12 protein-coding genes, 1 rRNA gene and 1 other annotated feature are annotated in these 15,511 nt (G+C 38.7%); of the genes, 11 read left to right on the top strand and 2 right to left on the bottom strand.

Going from position 1 to position 15,511, the window contains the following annotated elements; translation table 11 throughout:
• From rrf to asnB, 4 genes are all read left to right on the top strand, one after another.
• Window positions 1–92 (top strand): 5S ribosomal RNA (gene rrf, locus ACIQ1H_RS22825); the annotation flags it as partial.
• Window positions 93–472: 380 nt separating this feature from the next.
• On the top strand, window positions 473–1,936 hold the full coding sequence (gene guaB / locus ACIQ1H_RS22820) for an IMP dehydrogenase (protein ID WP_402892321.1): 1,464 nt from the start codon (window positions 473–475) through the stop codon (window positions 1,934–1,936).
• A gap of 135 nt (window positions 1,937–2,071) precedes the next feature.
• On the top strand, window positions 2,072–3,409 hold the full coding sequence (locus ACIQ1H_RS22815; RefSeq protein ID WP_402892318.1) for a D-alanyl-D-alanine carboxypeptidase family protein: 1,338 nt from the start codon (window positions 2,072–2,074) through the stop codon (window positions 3,407–3,409).
• Between the two features lie 106 nt (window positions 3,410–3,515).
• Window positions 3,516–5,357, top strand: a complete 1,842-nt coding sequence (gene asnB, locus ACIQ1H_RS22810; protein WP_402892315.1) for an asparagine synthase (glutamine-hydrolyzing) — start codon at window positions 3,516–3,518, stop codon at window positions 5,355–5,357.
• 18 nt (window positions 5,358–5,375) lie between these two features.
• On the opposite strand, the gene pdxR is transcribed toward asnB, so the two are convergent.
• Entirely contained in the window at window positions 5,376–6,806 is a 1,431-nt protein-coding gene (pdxR, locus tag ACIQ1H_RS22805) for a MocR-like pyridoxine biosynthesis transcription factor PdxR (RefSeq protein WP_402892312.1), read from the bottom strand.
• Window positions 6,807–6,911: 105 nt separating this feature from the next.
• Here pdxR and pdxS point away from each other — a divergent pair, with 105 nt between their 5' ends.
• The 5 genes from pdxS (at window position 6,912) to ACIQ1H_RS22780 (ending at window position 13,362) form a co-directional block, all read left to right on the top strand.
• On the top strand, window positions 6,912–7,796 hold the full coding sequence (gene pdxS, locus ACIQ1H_RS22800; protein WP_402892310.1) for a pyridoxal 5'-phosphate synthase lyase subunit PdxS: 885 nt from the start codon (window positions 6,912–6,914) through the stop codon (window positions 7,794–7,796).
• 1 nt (window position 7,797) lies between these two features.
• On the top strand, window positions 7,798–8,361 hold the full coding sequence (gene pdxT, locus ACIQ1H_RS22795; RefSeq protein ID WP_402892307.1) for a pyridoxal 5'-phosphate synthase glutaminase subunit PdxT: 564 nt from the start codon (window positions 7,798–7,800) through the stop codon (window positions 8,359–8,361).
• 48 nt (window positions 8,362–8,409) lie between these two features.
• Window positions 8,410–8,626 (top strand) — a binding site (T-box leader).
• Window positions 8,627–8,704: 78 nt separating this feature from the next.
• Window positions 8,705–9,985 (top strand): serine--tRNA ligase, encoded by a 1,281-nt coding sequence (serS, locus tag ACIQ1H_RS22790; protein ID WP_402892304.1) that lies wholly within the window; start codon window positions 8,705–8,707, stop codon window positions 9,983–9,985.
• Between the two features lie 224 nt (window positions 9,986–10,209).
• Entirely contained in the window at window positions 10,210–11,544 is a 1,335-nt protein-coding gene (locus ACIQ1H_RS22785) for a sigma 54-interacting transcriptional regulator (RefSeq protein WP_402892301.1), read from the top strand.
• A gap of 243 nt (window positions 11,545–11,787) precedes the next feature.
• A complete protein-coding gene (locus tag ACIQ1H_RS22780; RefSeq protein WP_402892299.1) occupies window positions 11,788–13,362 on the top strand; it encodes an amidohydrolase in 1,575 nt (524 codons plus the stop codon).
• Between the two features lie 101 nt (window positions 13,363–13,463).
• Here the strand turns inward: ACIQ1H_RS22780 and tadA are convergent, their stop codons facing one another.
• A complete protein-coding gene (gene tadA / locus ACIQ1H_RS22775; protein WP_402892297.1) occupies window positions 13,464–14,006 on the bottom strand; it encodes a tRNA adenosine(34) deaminase TadA in 543 nt (180 codons plus the stop codon).
• A 137-nt stretch (window positions 14,007–14,143) separates the two neighbouring features.
• Between tadA and ACIQ1H_RS22770 the strand changes: the two genes are divergently transcribed.
• The gene (locus ACIQ1H_RS22770) at window positions 14,144–14,479 is read left to right on the top strand and encodes an ArsR/SmtB family transcription factor (protein WP_402892294.1); all 336 of its coding nucleotides are present in this window, start codon (window positions 14,144–14,146) and stop codon (window positions 14,477–14,479) included.
• Window positions 14,480–14,515: 36 nt separating this feature from the next.
• Complete coding sequence (locus ACIQ1H_RS22765) at window positions 14,516–15,469, top strand: cation diffusion facilitator family transporter (RefSeq protein ID WP_402892291.1); 954 nt, start codon at window positions 14,516–14,518, stop codon at window positions 15,467–15,469.
• Window positions 15,470–15,511: the final 42 nt, after the last annotated feature.

Below are 15,511 nucleotides of genomic sequence, written 5' to 3'. Positions count from 1 at the left end.
ACACCCGTTCCCATACCGAACACGGAAGTTAAGCTCTTTAGCGCCGATGGTAGTTGGGGGCTTCCCCCTGTGAGAGTAGGACGTCGCTAGGCACACAAAGCAGTCAGCAATAGCTGGCTGTTTTTTTATTTAGGTTTTGTTAGAATACTAATATGCCTTTTATCACTATTTACTTTGTTAAATTTTGTGAAAAAAATACGTATGAAAGAATACAAGATTTCTAATCTTAAATTTGATATTTCAAGATATGAGTCTTTTTTAGTTAGTTAGTCTTTTACAAGAAAAACAGATATAATAGAAAAAACTATACATTAAATATAGAAATACGGTCTTAAAAATAGAGAATTGGGTATAAATTTTACTAGGATGAAATATCTGAATTGTCTTTCTTTTATAAGTTTCTTGACAGTAGCATGACTCGTTGTTAATCTTACAATTAATATTCTTTTAACTATAGGAGGAAGTTACGAAAATGTGGGAATCTAAATTTGCCAAAGAAGGTTTAACTTTTGATGATGTATTATTAGTACCAGCTCATTCAGAAGTATTACCGAAAGATGTTGATTTATCAGTTCAACTAACACCAAAGATTAAATTAAATATTCCGATGGTCAGTGCAGGCATGGATACAGTAACAGAATCTAAGATGGCAATTGCTATGGCACGTCAAGGTGGTATCGGTATTATCCATAAAAATATGGGAATCGATGAGCAAGCAGAACAAGTTGAAAAAGTAAAACGATCTGAAAATGGCGTTATTACAAACCCATTCTTCTTAACTCCAACCCACCAAGTTTTTGATGCTGAACATTTAATGGGGAAATACCGAATTTCAGGTGTACCGATTGTTGATAGTATGGAAAACCAAAAACTAGTAGGTATTATAACAAACCGCGATTTACGATTTATTTCTGACTACTCTTTAAAAATTGAAGATGTAATGACAAAAGAAGATTTGATTACAGCTCCTGTTGGAACGACTTTAGAGGATGCTGAAAAAATTCTTCAACAATATAAAATTGAAAAACTTCCTATTGTAGATGAAGATGGTAAATTAACTGGCTTAATTACAATTAAGGATATTGAAAAAGTAATTGAATTCCCTAAAGCTGCGAAAGATGTACATGGTCGTTTATTAGTAGGCGCAGCAGTAGGTGTTTCTAAAGATACAATGGTCCGCATTGAGAAGCTAGTGGAAGCACAAGTTGATATCGTAGTAATCGATACAGCACATGGCCACTCAGAGGGCGTACTACAAACAATTCGCGCTATTCGTGAGACATACCCTGAACTAGAAATCATTGCTGGTAACGTAGCAACTGGAGATGGTGCTCGTGCACTATTTGATGCTGGTGCAGATGTAGTAAAAGTTGGTATTGGGCCTGGCTCAATTTGTACAACTCGTGTTGTTGCTGGTGTCGGTGTACCTCAAATTACAGCTATATATGATTGCGCTACAGTAGCTCGTGAGCTTGGTAAAACAATTATTGCGGATGGCGGTATTAAATACTCAGGAGATATCGTAAAGGCCCTTGCAGCAGGCGGTAACATCGTAATGCTTGGTTCACTTCTTGCAGGTACTTCTGAATCTCCTGGAGAAACTGAGATTTTCCAAGGTCGTCGCTTTAAAGTTTATCGTGGTATGGGTTCAATTGGTGCAATGGAAAAAGGCTCAAAAGATCGTTATTTCCAAGAGGATGCTAAAAAGTTAGTGCCAGAAGGTATCGAAGGTCGACTTCCTTATAAAGGTCCTCTAGCAGATACAGTATATCAATTGATCGGTGGTATTCGAGCAGGTATGGGTTATTGTGGAGCTCCTAACCTTGAGTATTTACGTAACAACGCTCAGTTTGTTCGTATGACAGGCGCAGGTCTTCGTGAATCACATCCTCACGATGTTCAAATTACTAAAGAATCACCAAACTATTCAATGTAATAAATTTCTAGCAACTTTTATGCTCTCGTATCGTCTACAAAGATGGCACGAGGGCATTTTTTTATGATACAGATTGCGCACGTAGGATGATATCTATGATAAAATGTCGAGGACAAGATTATTTTTTGGAGGGCAATGAAGGTGAAAAAATCAATGAACACCGTATTACGTTTGCTCCTAATTCCTGTTTTATTATTTAGTCTATTCGCAGGTATGCCTGCGAAAGCAAATGCAGAAACAGATTTAGGGCTTACAGTAGATGCTGCGATTCTAATTGACGCAGATTCAGGAAAAATTTTATATGAACAAAATGCAGATACTTCACTAGGTATCGCTAGTATGACGAAGATGATGACAGAGTACCTACTACTGGACGCAATCGATGCAGGTACGGTGAAATGGGATCAGGAATATCATGTTACAGATTATACGTATCGTATGTCTCAAAATCGTGCATTAAGTAATGTACCATTACGAAGAGACGGATCATATACAATTCGTGAACTTTATGAGGCGATGGCAATCTATTCCGCTAATGCAGCCACAGTAGCTATTGCAGAAACAATTGCTGGTACTGAAACTGAGTTTTTAAAGCTTATGAACAAAAAGGCAGAAGAGCTTGGACTTGAAGGCTATAAGTTCGTTAATGCTACTGGTCTTAACAATGCAGATTTATTTGGTATGCACCCTGCAGGGACAGGTCCAGAAGATGAGAATGTAATGCCAGCTAAGTCTGTAGCAAAATTAGCGTATCATTTATTAAAAGATCATCCAAAAGTTTTAGAAACATCGAAGATTACAAAAAAGACATTCCGTGCAGGGACAGATGATGCAATTGAAATGTCAAACTGGAACTTTATGTTACCAGGACTAGTATTCCAATATGAAGGCGTAGACGGCCTAAAAACAGGTACTACAAACTTTGCAGGGCATTGCTTCACAGGTACTGCAGAACGCAATGGCACACGTTTAATCGCAGTTGTAATGAAAGCTGTAGATGCAAATGGACAAGGCTCGTATAAAGCACGTTTTGATGCTACAGCAAAATTATTTAACTACGGCTTTTCACAATTTACAAAGCATGAAGTAATCCCAGCGAACTATACGTTTAAAGATCAAAAGACAGTAAAAGTTACAAAAGGGAAAGAAGATAAAGTAGCAATCGCTGTGAAAGAACCAATTTCATTTATGGTGAAGTCTTCTGAAAAAGATTTATATCAACCTAAATTAATATTAGATAAAAAAAGCCTTGAAGCTAAAGTTAAGAAAGATACGGTTGTAGGGAAAGTCGTGATTGAGCGCACAGAAGGCACAGACTACGGCTTTATCGATGGCAAAGAATTTGCATCTGACGTCGTGACAACAGCAGCTGTTGAACGCGCAAGTGGCTTTGCTCTATTCTTCCAAGGTATCGGTAACTTCTTCGGCAACTTATGGGGCGGTATTACTGACTTTGTTGGTGGCTTATTTTAATCGCTAAGTATAAAGAACACGTTTATGTTTGAAAAAGCATAACGTGTTTTTTTTTCACATTTTTCAGCCTAAGTGCATACGCTAATAGGCGAAAGGATGTGGCTAAATGTGTGGTATTACAGGGTGGTCTAGCTTTAAAAAGGATTTACGTTCAAGTGATAAAATCATAAAGTCTATGGCGCAAGCTTTAAGTAAACGAGGCCCTGATGATGAAAATACTTGGTGTAATGAACATATCGCATTTGGCCATCGACGGTTAGCGGTTATTGATTTAGTAGGTGGCAAGCAACCGATGATGAAAAAACATGATGGCGTAAACTATGCCATTACATACAATGGCGAGCTGTATAATACAGAAGAATTACGTAAAGAGCTGCAAACAAGAGGGCATGTTTTTACAACACAGTCAGATACGGAAGTATTGATAACTGCTTATATCGAGTGGAAAGAACAATGTGTGAACTATTTAAATGGCATATTCGCCTTTGGTGTGTGGGAGGAACAAACAGAATCGCTTTTCCTGTGCCGTGACCGTCTTGGAGTAAAGCCTCTATTTTATACGGAGCAGCAAGAGGGGTTACTTTTTGCATCAGAGGTCAAGGCGCTGTTTGCTCATCCAGCAGTACATCCACTCGTTAATACAGAAGGGCTTGCTACAATAATGGCTGTAGGGCCATCAAAGACGCCTGGGAAGTCGCTATTTCACAATATTAATGAATTGCGGCCAGGATACGCAATGAGGTATTCGAGAGATGGCATACGTATATGGCAATATTGGCAATTACAAAGCAAAAAGCATGAAGAATCACTGGAAGAGACAATTGATCATGTACGGTATTTATTGACTGATGCTATCGAACGACAGCTTGTATCGGATGTACCGATATGCACATTTCTTTCGGGAGGCTTAGACTCCAGCATTATTACAGGTATTGCGGCAAATAGCTTCCAGCAACAAAATAAAGGTAAGCTTCATACGTACTCAATCGATTATGAGGATAACGAACGTTTCTTTAACCCTCACGCTTTTCAAACTTCAACTGACACGTATTGGATTAAAAAAATGAACGACTCCTTTGATACAACACATCATGCTGAACAAATTTCACAACAACAATTAATTGATTTGTTAATAGAAGCTGTCATTGTCAGAGATAGTCCTGGAATGGCGGACGTTGACTCTTCATTATTATGGTTTTGCAGAGAAATAAAAAAAGATTTTACGGTCGCTTTATCTGGGGAATGTGCAGATGAAATATTCGGTGGTTATCCATGGTTCAAAGAAAAAACTACAGGCTTTCCATGGATTCGATCACTTCCCGAAAGAACAGCTATGTTACGGGAGGAATGGCGCAACAAGCTAGACGTAGAGCATTATGCACAGCAAGTATATGATCAAACGATTGGCGAAGTACCTTATCTAGAGGGGGAAAGCTCAGAGGCAGCACAGCATCGTAAAATGTTTTATTTAAACATGGTATGGTTTATGCAAACATTGCTAGAAAGAAAAGATCGGATGAGTATGGGTGCAAGTCTAGAGGTGCGCGTCCCATTTGCAGATCATCGGCTTGTAGAATATGCGTGGAATATTCCTTGGGAAATGAAAAATTTAGACGGTATGGAGAAAGGCTTACTTCGAAAGGCGATGTCGCATTTATTGCCTGAGGAAGTGTTATACCGCAAAAAGAATCCATATCCGAAAACGTATCATCCTGTTTATACAGCAGGTGTTCAAAAATGGTTAAAAGACATATTAAAAGATAAAAATTCAGTTCTTCATGAATTTTTTGACAGAGAAAAACTAGTGACGTTAATTGAGTCTGGAGGAAGTTCATTTAAAGTGCCGTGGTATGGACAATTAATGGCTGGTCCGCAACTGTTAGCTTATTTAGGGCAAATTCATACATGGTTTACGCATTATAATATTCAACTTAAAGAAAATCGATAAAAATAAACAACCATCTTATCACTTTAATCGTGATGTAGATGGTTGTTTGCGTTGTATTGCCCAGCAATTCATTAATTTCTCAACGGATGTTTCGATTTCCTGCACTGGTATTCCGCCAAAGCCAAGTAAAAATTGAGCTTGTGAGGTCGTATTTTCATCAAGTCGATAATCTGATAATGGATAGATCCCTATCCCAGCAGTATTAGCACTTTGCTGTAGTTGCTTCTCGGATAAGTCATGTTGAACATTGAGCAAAATGTGCATGCCTGCTTGCTCTCCTGTTATTTTAATTTGAGTAGAATAATGTTCTAAAATTGTAGTTAGCTTCTCATGCTTTTTTCTATATACTTTTCGCATTCGATTTAAATGCTTAGAAAAGTGACCGTCTCGCATAAAATTGGCTACAATGTGCTGATCAAACCTAGGTACTGTGGATGAGTAATAATTAAAGACATCATTATAAGTCGCCAGCAGCTTTGGTGGAAGCACAAAATAAGCAACTCGCAAAGAGGGCATTAAAGATTTTGTAAAGGTACTCATATAGATGACCTTGTCATTGCGATCTAGTGCTTGAAGAGCAGGGATTGGTTTTCCAGTATAACGAAATTCAGAATCGTAATCATCCTCAATGATATATCTTGAGGTGCTTTGAGCCGCCCAATTTAATGCCTGTGCACGTCTTGTAGCAGATAATACAGCGCCAGTAGGGAATTGATGTGATGGCGTTATATAAACAACATTGGCATTTGTTTTTTCTAGTTCTTGAATAAGTATTCCTTCTTCGTCTACAGATATTGGGCAAACCTTTCGCTTATGTTGTAAAAACATCCGATGCACTGTGGGATAGCCAGGGTTTTCGAGCGCAAAGCAAGTATCTTCACTGAAGAGACGTAGTATCATCGGAAGTAATTGTTCAGTACCAGAGCCAATAACAATTTGCTCAGGGCTACAAATAACACCACGTGATTGATATAAATAATTCGCAATCTCCGTTCGTAAGGCTAATTCCCCCTGTGGCTCACCCGTCAATAATAATTCCTTCGAGGCATCATCAAATAGCTCTTTTGCATATTTTCGCCACGTTTGAAATGGGAAGGCATCAATATCAATGGAACCAGGGTTAAAATCAATCGTGTATGATTTTTTCCGAGGCTGCTCTGTTAGGAAGTTGGTTGTGTCTTGCTGAATATAGGGAAGTTCATCCATGTCCTCAACAAAATAGCCGACCCTTGATTTTGACATAATATACCCTTCTGCAAGTAACTGCGCATAGGCTATTTCAATAGTCGTTTGAGAAATATTTAAAAAATCTGCTAATTTTCTTTTTGAAGGTAATTTTTCTCCAACGGTAATTTTCTTTGTAGTAATGGCTTCTTTTATACCGCTATAAAGCTGATCATATAGCGGTTTTCCACCATCTTTTTCAAGCTGAAATAAGAGCATATCCATGAGCGATTATTCTCCTGACCTTATAATTATTTTGTAAACTGAATATTTTGATATGGTCAATTTCTATTATACTAAATTTTATCACAAAGGTGGAGGTAGAAAATAATGAAGCAAACAGGAACTGAATTAGTGAAGCGTGGGATGGCTGAAATGCAAAAGGGTGGCGTCATTATGGATGTCATAAATGCAGAACAGGCAAAAATTGCGGAAGCGGCAGGGGCTGTAGCTGTTATGGCGTTAGAGCGTGTACCTTCAGATATACGAAAGGCAGGGGGTGTTGCCCGCATGGCAGATCCTCGTATTGTGGAAGAGGTTATGGGAGCTGTTACTATTCCAGTAATGGCGAAGGCGCGTATTGGTCATATTGTTGAAGCGCGAGTATTAGAAGCTATGGGCGTTGATTATATAGATGAGAGTGAGGTCCTAACGCCAGCGGATGAGGAGTATCATTTATTAAAGAGTGATTATACAGTACCATTCGTATGCGGCTGTCGTGATTTAGGGGAGGCAGCTCGTCGAATCGGTGAAGGTGCATCGATGCTACGAACGAAAGGTGAGCCAGGGACAGGTAACATTGTAGAGGCTGTACGCCACATTCGTAAGGTCAATGCGCAAGTGCGAAAAGTGGTCGGAATGACTGAGGATGAGTTAATGACAGAAGCAAAATTGCTCGGTGCTCCTTTTGAATTATTACGAGAAATTAAAAGGCTTGGTCGCTTACCAGTTGTCAATTTTGCTGCAGGTGGTGTAGCGACGCCAGCGGATGCAGCACTAATGATGGAATTAGGTGCCGATGGTGTATTTGTTGGGTCGGGTATTTTTAAATCAGAAAATCCAGAGAAATTTGCACGTGCCATTGTCGAAGCAACAACACATTATAAAGACTATCAATTGATTGCTGAAATTTCAAAGGAGCTTGGCGTGCCGATGAAAGGTATAGATATTGCACAGCTGAGTCAAAGTGAACGTATGCAAGAACGAGGCTGGTAACATGAAAATAATCGGTGTGTTAGCATTACAGGGTGCTGTTCGAGAGCATGTACAAATGTTAGATGCACTTGGATGTCAAACGGTTTTAGTAAAGCATAAGGAGCAACTAGTAGGGCTTGATGGTCTAGTATTACCTGGCGGAGAAAGTACGACGATGCGCAAGTTGCTAAATCGCTATGACCTGCTAGAACCAATACGAACACTTGCACAACAAGGATTACCGATGTTCGGTACTTGTGCAGGCCTTATTTTACTTGCAAAAGAGCTGGTCGATCATGAACCACATTTAGCTGTTATGGATGTTGTTGTTGCTCGAAATTCATTTGGACGTCAAGTTGATAGCTTTGAAGTGGCATTGGATGTGCCAGCTATCGGTGAAGCGATATGTGCTGTCTTTATTCGAGCACCGCATATTGTATCAGTCGGTGCAGGTGTGGAAGTATTAGCTGAGCATGAAGGGAAAATCGTGCTAGCACGTGATAGACATTACCTTGGATGTTCATTTCATCCTGAATTAACGACAGATTCACGCATTCTCGAATATTTTGTAACGACTATGGTGTGACTTGCAAAATGTTGAATCATATAGTACAGTATGGATAAATTTAAATAAGTAAACACGATGATGGGAAGTAGTAACAAGCACGTTTTTTTTAGAGAGTCAGCGGGTGGTGGAAGCTGATAAAGGCACTTGTGAATCCGTCCTGGAGTTGCGCAGTCGAAGTAAATGAAGTAGGCTGTCGCCGGCTGAAATGCCGTTATGAGATAAGTGGACTAGGCGAAATGTCTGGTCAATTAGGGTGGCAACGCGGGTAGCTCTCGTCCCTTTCATGGGATGAGGGCTTTTTTGTGTTCTCTCATAAATAAAATGCCCATCATTATGAATTCTATTACTGGAGGTATGAACGATGTTAGATATTAAACGCGTCCGTGAAAACTTTGCGGAAATTAAAGAAATGCTATTAACACGTAACGAGGATTTAGGAAACTTAGACGATTTTGAAGCTTTAGATACAAAACGTCGCGAATTAATCGCAAAGGCAGAAGAGCTTAAAGCTGAACGAAATAAAGTGTCTGAGCAAATCTCTGTTATGAAACGTAATAAAGAAAATGCTGATGAAGTCATCGCTCGTATGCGTCAAGTTGGCGATGAGATTAAAGAGTTAGATACACAGCTAAATGAAGTAGAAGATCGATTTAAAGATATGATGATGCGTTTACCAAACGTTCCACATGAGTCTGTGCCAGTTGGTACTACTGAAGACGATAATGTAGAGGAATATACGTGGGGTGAAGTGCCAACATTTGATTTCGATATTAAAGCACACTGGGATATCGCAACAGATTTACAAATTGTTGATTTTGAACGTGGTGCAAAAGTAACTGGAAGTCGCTTCTTATTCTATCGTGGTTTAGGTGCTCGTTTAGAACGTGCATTAATGAGCTTTATGATGGATTTACATGCAGAAGAGCATGGCTACGAAGAAATGTTACCACCTGTTATTGTGAATCGAGACAGCTTAACGGGTACAGGTCAGCTACCTAAGTTTGAGGAAGATGTATTTAAAGTAGACGATACAGACTACTTCATGATTCCAACAGCAGAAGTACCCGTTACGAATTTCTACCGCGATGAAATTCTGCCTATTGAAGCTTTACCACAGGGCTTTGCAGCATATAGTGCTTGCTTCCGCTCAGAAGCGGGATCTGCAGGTCGCGATACACGTGGCTTAATTCGTCAGCACCAATTCAATAAAGTAGAATTAGTACGTTTTGTTAAACCTGAAGAATCTTACGAGCAACTAGAGTTATTAACGGGTCACGCTGAAAAAGTACTGCAATTATTAGGCTTACCTTACCGTAAATTAAAAATGTGTACTGCTGATTTAGGTTTCACAGCTGCGAAAAAATATGATTTAGAAGTTTGGATTCCGGCACAAAATATGTACCGCGAAATTTCTTCTTGCTCAAACTTTGAGGATTTCCAAGCGCGCCGTGCGAATATTCGTTTCCGCCGTGAGCCAAATGCAAAACCAGAATATGTGCACACATTAAACGGCTCAGGTCTTGCAATTGGTCGAACAGTAGCTGCTATCCTTGAAAACTACCAACAAGCGGATGGAAGCGTAGTAATTCCAGAAGTATTAGTTCCTTACATGGGCGGAAAAACAGTTATTGCACCAAAATAACAAGTCCATTGTGGTCGCACATCTGTAATAACGAGCTTCAACAGACAGAAATGCAATAATTCCACATAAAAAAATAAAGACAATACTATAAGCTATTTTAGTTAATCGTGTTTTAGATTTTCTAAAATAGCTTTTTTTTGCTTTTTTAACACTCGAATCTCTCATTATTTTAGAAAATTCGTTATAATGAGTATAATTCATGGGGACAAGGGGGGAGAAAATTCATGGTTCTACATCAATTTACACAAGCATTACGAGAGTTTGATAATGTTTTAATTACAGATGAAAAAGGCTGCGCCATTTTTTATGATTTAGCAGATTTAAATATATTGTTAGAGATTGGCTTAACACCAGATGAATTTTTCCAAAAAACCGTGACTGATAGCTATCAAAATTTATCTACTGAAACAAGTACAATTTTTAAAGTACTGCAAACAGGGGAACCAATCATTTACTTTGAGCAGGTTTTGACGACGTTAAATGGTTTTAGTTATACATCGCTAAGCTCAACCTATCCGATTATCGAAAAGGGAGCAATTATTGGCGCTATTGAGTTTTCAAAGCATTTTTATGAGAGTAAACAAATAAAATATTTAGATCATTTCCTCGGACATAAATTGTATCGAGATAACTATACAAATTACCGTTTAGAAGATTTAATTTCTGTTAATGCAGAAATGAAAGCTCAAACTGAGAAGGCGCGTCGGGGGGCAAAGAAAAACTCTTCGATTCTGATTACAGGGGAAACTGGTACAGGGAAGGATATTATAGCGCAAGGCATTCATAATGAAAGCGAGCGTTTTACGAAGCCATATATTGTACTTAATTGTTCGATATTGACAGAGGATAATATTTTTTCTCAGCTTTATGGTGTTGATGCTGAGGGGAAACAAGGAAAACTGCAGGAGGCGAACGGAGGAACGTTACTAATTGATCAGTTAAATATGCTGGACCTATCATTACAGGCGAAATTATTGCATGCAGTAGATTTGAAAATACTGCATGGGGAGCCAGTGGATATTAGATATATTACAACGGTCAATGAAGATATAGATAAACTTTTAGCAGAAAAAAGATTACGTGAAGATTTGTTTTATCGTCTGAACGTTATGCAAATAGATTTGCCACCGCTTCATATGCGCAAAGAAGATATACCTGCGATTCTTGATTTTTATATTCAATTTTATAATGAGCATACAATTCAAAAGGATGTTCGTTATAGTGATGAAGTACTTCAATTATTTTATGAATATCATTGGCCAGGCAATGTCCGTGAATTAAAAAATGCGCTAGAAACGGCTTATAACAACTTAACAGGGCAAGAAATTTTACTAGAGCATATTCCAGAGCGCATTGTAAGAACGGTACAACAAAAAGCTCAACCGTCGATGCCTAATATTCACTCAGGGCATTTACGAGATTTAACAGAAGCTTATGAACGTCTGATTATTGCGGAGAAATTGCGGGAAACGGAAGGGCGCTTAGCGGAAACAGCGCGCCGTTTAGGCATCTCACGTCAGTTACTAAAATATAAATGTTTAAAATACGAGTTGTTGTAAAATTTTTTTTACAAAAAGGAGATAAAAATTTATCTCCTTTTTTCATTGCTGAAAGTTTTTTATTATTTAGATAAATCTTATGTAAGTTTATTGATGTTTAAAGGAACAGTTTATGATAAACATGCTAGTTTTCACTACTTTGTATTTCCCGACGCTATATGCATTTCCATCGGCTTTTGAGAGGATTTGACATGTAATGAACGCAAACGACCTTGGTGTTGAAGAAATAGGAGTTGAAAAATAATGAAAATTTTTCGCAATGCAAAAATTTATACAGCAAATACCGACAGTCACTCTGCTACAGCGATGGTTGTTGCTGATGGCAAGATTCAATGGCTCGGTTTAGAAGAAGATATGCCTTCATATGAGGGCGAAATTGTTGATCTACAGGGGAAAGTAATTATTCCAGGTATTATCGACGCGCACATGCATCCAATAATGTTAGCAGATGTGCTAGAGCAAGTAGCTTGTCTACCACCTCAAATTCTTTCTATTGAAGAAATGATTGTAGCTTTGCAAAAATACGACGCTAGTCAACGTGGCTGGATTTTAGGATGGGGCTACGATGAAGGGAAGCTTGCTGAAAAACGTGCACCACTAAAAGAAGATTTAGATCGTGCATCGACAGCCTTACCTGTTATCGTCATGCGTACGTGCGGACATATTATTTCTGTTAATAGTAAGGCACTAGAAATTGCGGGCATTACAAAGGATACTCCAAATCCGCAAGGGGGACAAATTGACCGAGATCAAAATGGAGAGCCGACAGGTGTGCTGCGTGAAAATGCGCGCAATTTAGTGCTACAACATTTACCGTCACCTTCTGAGGATGAAATTGTGGCAAGACTCGTCAAGCTTTCTCATATTTTAGCTTCCTATGGCGTAACAAGTATTACAGAAATGATGGCAACGGTAAGTCCTCTTGATTATTTAACTTTATATCGTAAGGCACGTAGTAAAGGTTTGAAGCAACGTGTCGCGGTTAATTATGTATGGGATGATATACAAAAGCATGACTTATTAGTAGAAGATAATTTAGATCGCCAAGCGGGTGCATATATAGGTGGAATTAAGTTATTTTCGGATGGTAGTGTATCGGGACGTACAGCTCTAGTTTCTGAGCCATTTTTAAACAGTACTGAAACAGGTATTGCTATGACGACAAAAGAGGAACTTTTAGCAGCGTCTACTGTAGCAAGGAAGTATGGTATTCAATTAGTCGTTCATGCAATGGGCGACAAAGCGATAGACTTAATCGTTGATACTTTTTATGAAGAAGAAGCATGGTTAACAGATGCACCATCTGTTCGTATTGAGCATGCAGCGATGCCATCAGAAAGTGCATTGAAAAAGGCTGCTGAATGGGGTATTGGCTTTGTGCCACAACCAATCTTCCTATTTTGTGAAATTGAAAGCTACTTACAAAATCTCGGCCTAGAGAAAACGCAAACATTATATGGGGTGAAAACATTTTTACAGCAAGGTATTGCAACTGCTTTATCATCAGACGCCCCAGCGACATCTTGGGCTGAGGCATCTAATCCATTCGTAACGATTCAGGCAGCTGTTACACGGACTGCATATGATGGAACAGATTTAGGCGCCGCAGAGCGCATCTCAGTAGAAGAAGCATTGCAGCTTTATACTGCGGATGCGAAAAAGATGATAAGTATGGAAAATGTAGGTCAGTTGAAAGAGGGATATGAAGCGAACTTCGTTATATTAGCAGAAGACCCTCGCGAAATATCACAAGACCAAATTATGAATGTAAAGCCACTTGCAACGTATATTGAAGGTGAGTGTGTTTTTAAACAGTAATTTTTAAGCTTAATTATATGTTGTTATGAAGATGTTGTCGCTGCTACGACACATTTCATATATATCGCCATCCCCATAATCATAGAAAAGAAAAAGGTACCTCACAATTTGGAGGTACCTTTTTCATATGAGAGCAAAGAAGTGCCTTCCGCCATTTTACGCGCCTTTTTCTCCGCCTTTTTTCGTTCACGCAATGCACGGAAAAAATCGGTTAAAATTTGGCCACAATCTTCCGCCATAATGCCCTCTGTAACTTCACATTCATGGTTAAAGCGAGCATCATTTAATAAGTGATAGAGTGAATCAACACAACCTGCTTTCATATCTCGCGCACCATAGACGACACGTGGTACTCGTGATTGCAAAATGGCCCCAGCACACATAGGGCAAGGTTCCAGCGTTACATAAAGCGTTGTTTGTTCAAGACGCCAACTACCTATTTTTTTACATGCCTCCTGAATAACCATTAATTCAGCATGCGTTGTTGCATTTTGGGTTGTTTCACGTAGATTATGCGCTCGCGCAATGACTTCCCCTTCGTATACAAGAACGGCTCCTATTGGCACCTCGCCAAGCAAGGCAGCTTTTTTCGCTTCTTCTAAAGCTTGGCCCATAAACATACGGTCTGTTTTAAAAATGTCCACTAGTATCTCTCCTTATAAATAGTGTATCACGCAGGTGGAGTTTTGTGCTTCGCTTTGAATTGACATTCCTAAAATAACCATATATATTTATATATGAACACATGCTCATATATAAATAAACATTGGGGGAATGGAAAATGGATGAACAAATTAAACAAGTAGAAGTAGAGAGTGGCAAGGGACAGCACTTAGACGAAGAAACGCTATTTGTTGTATCTCAAACGTTCAAAGCATTGAGTGATCCGACAAGAATACGGATTTTAAATTTATTATGCTCTGATGAGCACTCGGTCAACGACATTGCTGAAATATTAGACTTAAGTCAATCAACAGTATCCCATCAATTACGTTTTTTAAAAAATTTAAGATTGGTTAAATTTAGGAGAGAAGGAACAAGCTTATATTATTCAAAAGATGATGATCACATCATGAATTTATTAAAGCAAGCAATAGAACACGCTACACACAATTAAACGTTTAGGATGAATAAATTTTTGGAGGGGAAAACGATGGGGCATCATCACGATCACGGCCATGATCATACACATGGCGCAAATAAAAAGGTACTTTTACTATCCTTTATAATCATTACGAGCTATATGGTTGTTGAAGCAGTTGGCGGGGTTTTAACAAATAGTTTGGCGCTTTTATCAGATGCTGGACATATGTTAAGCGATTCGATTTCATTAGCAATTGCGCTACTTGCTTTTATGTTTGGAGAAAAGGCAGCTAGTTTTAGTAAAACATATGGCTATAAAAGGTTCGAAATATTAGCTGCTGTATTAAACGGTGTGACATTAATATTAATAGCACTATTTATTTTCTATGAAGCAATTGAGCGTTTTGCAAATCCTCCAGAAGTGGCAACGTCAGGAATGCTCATTATTAGTGTTATTGGCCTTTTAGTAAATATTTTAGTTGCTTGGATTATGATGCGTGGTGGCGATACACAAGACAATTTGAATATGCGCGGAGCATTTTTACATGTTCTTAGCGATATGCTTGGCTCTGTAGGCGCCATCATTGCTGCATTAGTTATTATGTTTTTCGGCTGGGGTTGGGCAGATCCTCTTGCAAGTGTCATTGTCGCAGTGTTAGTACTACGTAGTGGATATTTTGTCACAAAGGCGTCTATCCATGTTCTTATGGAAGGAACACCATCAAATGTAGATGCACAGGAAATTATTCAAATAATCGAGCAAACTGAAGGTGTGCAAAGTATTCATGACCTTCATATTTGGACGATTACAAGTGGTACAAATGCTCTTTCGTGTCATGCAGTAGTCGATAGTCAACTCAGTATTGGAGATAGCGAGCATATATTACGTGAAATTGAACATAATCTTGAACATAAGGGCATAAAGCATGTAACGATTCAACTGGAAACAGTGGCGAATCTTCATGATGCATCAATTTTATGTAATATTAAAAGTGAGCAAGCCCATCAGCACAATCATGATTAAAAAGTTAGAAAAAAATAAATTGCCTACTTTACATACCCTTCG

The sequence above is a fragment of the Lysinibacillus sp. NPDC097279 genome, from assembly GCF_044761745.1.
Lineage (GTDB): Bacteria > Bacillota > Bacilli > Bacillales_A > Planococcaceae > Lysinibacillus.
This window is presented reverse-complemented; position numbering and strand designations above follow the sequence as displayed.

What these genes read in the sequence shown, in the direction of transcription:
- serS (WP_402892304.1), top strand. Translation starts at nt 8,705, where the DNA reads ATGTTAGATATTAAACGCGTCCGTGAAAACTTTGCGGAAATTAAAGAA.
- pdxR (WP_402892312.1), bottom strand. Translation starts at nt 6,806, where the DNA reads ATGGATATGCTCTTATTTCAGCTTGAAAAAGATGGTGGAAAACCGCTA.
- pdxT (WP_402892307.1), top strand. Translation starts at nt 7,798, where the DNA reads ATGAAAATAATCGGTGTGTTAGCATTACAGGGTGCTGTTCGAGAGCAT.
- ACIQ1H_RS22765 (WP_402892291.1), top strand. Translation starts at nt 14,516, where the DNA reads ATGGGGCATCATCACGATCACGGCCATGATCATACACATGGCGCAAAT.
- ACIQ1H_RS22770 (WP_402892294.1), top strand. Translation starts at nt 14,144, where the DNA reads ATGGATGAACAAATTAAACAAGTAGAAGTAGAGAGTGGCAAGGGACAG.
- pdxS (WP_402892310.1), top strand. Translation starts at nt 6,912, where the DNA reads ATGAAGCAAACAGGAACTGAATTAGTGAAGCGTGGGATGGCTGAAATG.
- asnB (WP_402892315.1), top strand. Translation starts at nt 3,516, where the DNA reads ATGTGTGGTATTACAGGGTGGTCTAGCTTTAAAAAGGATTTACGTTCA.
- ACIQ1H_RS22780 (WP_402892299.1), top strand. Translation starts at nt 11,788, where the DNA reads ATGAAAATTTTTCGCAATGCAAAAATTTATACAGCAAATACCGACAGT.
- ACIQ1H_RS22785 (WP_402892301.1), top strand. Translation starts at nt 10,210, where the DNA reads ATGGTTCTACATCAATTTACACAAGCATTACGAGAGTTTGATAATGTT.
- ACIQ1H_RS22815 (WP_402892318.1), top strand. Translation starts at nt 2,072, where the DNA reads ATGAAGGTGAAAAAATCAATGAACACCGTATTACGTTTGCTCCTAATT.
- guaB (WP_402892321.1), top strand. Translation starts at nt 473, where the DNA reads ATGTGGGAATCTAAATTTGCCAAAGAAGGTTTAACTTTTGATGATGTA.